Source organism: Streptomyces sp. MnatMP-M17, from assembly GCF_900091995.1.
In the GTDB taxonomy this organism is placed as follows: Bacteria; Actinomycetota; Actinomycetes; order Streptomycetales; family Streptomycetaceae; genus Streptomyces.
In genome coordinates this window covers 1-3,183 of record NZ_FMDK01000080.1, presented here as the reverse complement: position 1 = coordinate 3,183, position 3,183 = coordinate 1, and the positions used below count along the sequence as shown (strand labels likewise).

The window sequence follows — 3,183 nt, the reverse complement described above, 5'->3', positions numbered from 1 at the left end:
CCGCCGCTGCCGCACCGTGTCGCGTCACTGCGGCTCGCCTCCTGGCGGGCCGCCCGCTCAGGGCTGGAGGACCGGCTCGTCCATCCCCGCACCATGGAGTCCGCTCCCGCCGAAGCGGTCGTACGGTCCTTATTGGCCCATGTACGGGACGCCCTGCGGGACCACGGGGATCTGGCATTGGCCGAGGAAGGCCTCCGCCGACTGCTGAGAACGGGCAACGGCGCGCGCGTACAACGCGACATGCTGCGGCGCACCGGAAGCCTGCACACCATGATCGCCGAATGCGTACGACGGACACAGACATGAAGCTCGTGGCCCGTCGTGCTGTGGCCTGTCGCGTGAAGCCCTTGGCCTGTTGCTTCCGCTGAGCCCGGCCGGGGGAGGATGAGGCGCCAGGCAGCAAGCCCTGGGAAGAACGCCGAGTGGGGAGCACTCCCATGACCACAGTCGCTGTAACCGGTGCCAACGGGAAGACGGGCCGTGTCGTCGTCGCGGATCTGCTGGAGCACGGTCATGACGTCGTCGCTCTGGACATCGTCGCCGGTCCCGGCGACCGGGACAGGATGGCCAGGATCGGGACGTCCCTCCTGGGCGCGGATCTGACCGACTACGGACAGGCCGTCGACGCGCTCCAGGGTGTCGACGCGGTGGTCCATCTGGCCAATATCCCGGCGCCCGGCCTGTTCCCCGCCGCCCACACACTGAACACCAACACGGTGATGAACAACAATGTCTTCCTCGCCGCCGCGCAGAACAAGGTGTCCCGTGTGGTGTGGGCATCGAGCGAGACCACCCTCGGCCTCCCGTTCGACGTCCCGCCCCGCTAAGCGCCGGTGGACGAGGACCACTACCCGTACCCGACCAGCACCTACGCGCTCTCCAAGGTGACGGGCGAGACCACGGCCCGGCATGTCGCCGAGTGGTCCGGCATTCCCTTTGTCGCGCTGCGGCTCTCCAACGTCCATCTCGAAGAGGACTACCGTCTCGTCCCCGGCTACTGGGCCGATCCGCATCTGCGGAAGTGGAACCTCTGGGGCTACGTCGACGCGCGGGATGTGGCGGGTGCCTGCCGTCTCGCGCTCACCGCGCAGGTGACCGGTGCGCGGAGCTTTGTCATCGCGGCGGCGGACACCATCATGCGGCGGCCCTCCGCCGAACTGCTCGCCGAGGTGTTTCCCGGCGTCGAGCTGACCCGTGAGATCGGGACGTACGAGACACTGCTGAGCATCGACCGCGCCCGCGAGGTGCTGGGCTTCGTACCGCAGCACTCCTGGCGGGACGTCATCGACCACTGACCGGCCGCCCATGACGGCGCGTCGGCCCTCTGCCGACGCACCGTCGTGGCGACGCGCCCTCCGTCGCCTGTCAGACCGCCCAGGCCTCCCGTGTCGTGGTCACGGCGGTACCGGTGCGTGCGGACTCCTCGATCGCCAGGCTGATCTGATGGTCCTGGCAGCCCTCGGCCAGCGGATAGGGCTCCGGGGCCTCGCCGCGCACCCAGGCACCCGTACGGCACAGCAGGTCGACCACGGCCAGGTCGTCCTCGGAGAGGTTCGCCCCGACGAACTCGTTCCGGTACACCACCCGTCCGTCGAAGGTGATGTGGTGCAGTTCGGAGCCCTCCAGATTGAGATCGGTTCCGGTACGGCGGCGGACCAGCGGCGACTCCACGGGCGTACGCGGGTCCGCCATCCTGACCACCTGATCGTCGACGATCTCGCCCAGCGAGCCGCGGACAACCATCCGCCGGCCGCGCAGCGGATTCCACCACTGGTTGTCCGTGAAGTCGTACAGCCCCATCCGCCCGCCGAAGTCCAGGAGCGCGATGGTCGTCGCGGCGTCCTTGGGCGTCAGATCGTCCGCCCATCCCTCCCTGGACAGCGGATCGGCGAGCGGAGCGGTGAAGGACCTCGCGGTCACGGTGGCGGGCTCGAAGCCGACTCCCAGCGTGTGCCGGATCAGGGAGACCGCGTGATAGAGGTGCGTGGAGGACATCTGCACCGAGGTCACCTCACCGATCACTCCCTCCCGCAGCAAGGCGAGCCGCGCCGCGTGCCCAGGCATCAGCGGATACTGCTCCGCCACCTGGACGAGCCCGCTGCCGCCGGTCTCGCGCCACAGGTCCCGCAGCCCTTCGAGGTCCGCCGCCGGCGGAGTCTCCGCCAGTACCGGCACCTCGCGGCGCACGAGGTCCTTCGTCACCTCCGGAGTGACGGACCACGGCACGGACGGGATGACGAACTCCGGCGCTCCCGAGGACTTCGGCGCCCCGGGGGACTCCGGTGCCCCTGGGCCCGCCAGCAGCTCATCGACACTGCGGCAGGCGGGCACTCCCCATGCGGCCTCCACCTCGGCGGCGCGCTCCGGTGACCGGCTCACCACACCGGTCACCGTGAGCCGGTCGGGCAGCTTCTGTGCCAGCCGGACGAAGAACTCCGACCGCCAGCCGGTGCCGACCAGGCCGAAGCGTACGGGTGCTGCACTCACGTGGATCGCTCCTCTGAAGACGGGCCGGAGGGAGTGGAAAACGGCCATCCGGCAGGGTACGGCGTGAGGGCCTTCGCGACACAGTTCCTGACGGGCCGTCCGATATGCCCTGTCCGGGACGCCAACCAGGAAGCTGTGGACCGGAACAAGCCAAAGTGACCGGTAAGCGCGGTGTTGCCGCCCGGTAAAGGCCCACGTGATCCCTGGCATATGACGGCGGACCGCGTCGGACAGGTGACCGACTCTCGGACAATGATCTCCGGAGTGATGACATTCCGATGTCCCGCTGAAACTATCTGCACACCGCACGGACGTCGTATCGCAGGTCTTCTCGCCGGGGCATCCACCGCCTCCGGTTCCCCCGTCACCGCCGGTCGTCACCCATGGCCGGACAGAAGGAAGCCGCAGGAATGACGAGCATCTTCCGTAGCAGGACAACGTTGTCTCACGCATCGCCTCCCTCCTCGCGTCCGACCCCCATACGCGGGCGGCTGGCGACGGCGGCGGCCGTCACCGTGGCCGCGCTCCTCGTCCCGGCACTGCCCGCCTCGGCCGCCGTCCCAGCCGTTCCCACCGTCCTCGCCGCGCAGACCACGCCCACCGGCGCGGATCGGGCACCACGGCAGATCGCGGCCGAGCCGAGACCCGGCGCCGCCGCCGTCGAGCTATCTCCCGCGCGGCGGGCGGGGGTGCTCA

Annotated in this window: 1 protein-coding gene and 3 pseudogenes; 3 read left to right on the top strand and 1 reads right to left on the bottom strand. The window is 69.6% G+C overall.

Annotation, left to right across the window (positions count from 1 at the left end):
• Together GA0115259_RS40005 and GA0115259_RS41480 are read left to right on the top strand one after the other, a co-directional pair.
• A pseudogene (locus tag GA0115259_RS40005) lies at positions 1–306 on the top strand (carboxylate--amine ligase); the annotation flags it as partial.
• Between the two features lie 131 nt (positions 307–437).
• Positions 438–1,295 (top strand): annotated as a pseudogene (locus tag GA0115259_RS41480) (NAD-dependent epimerase/dehydratase family protein).
• A 70-nt stretch (positions 1,296–1,365) separates the two neighbouring features.
• Here the strand turns inward: GA0115259_RS41480 and GA0115259_RS04200 are convergent.
• Complete coding sequence (locus GA0115259_RS04200; protein WP_093590986.1) at positions 1,366–2,487, bottom strand: Gfo/Idh/MocA family protein; 1,122 nt, start codon at positions 2,485–2,487, stop codon at positions 1,366–1,368.
• Positions 2,488–2,927: 440 nt separating this feature from the next.
• Between GA0115259_RS04200 and GA0115259_RS41075 the strand changes: the two are divergent.
• Positions 2,928–3,183: pseudogene (locus GA0115259_RS41075) on the top strand (hypothetical protein); the annotation flags it as partial.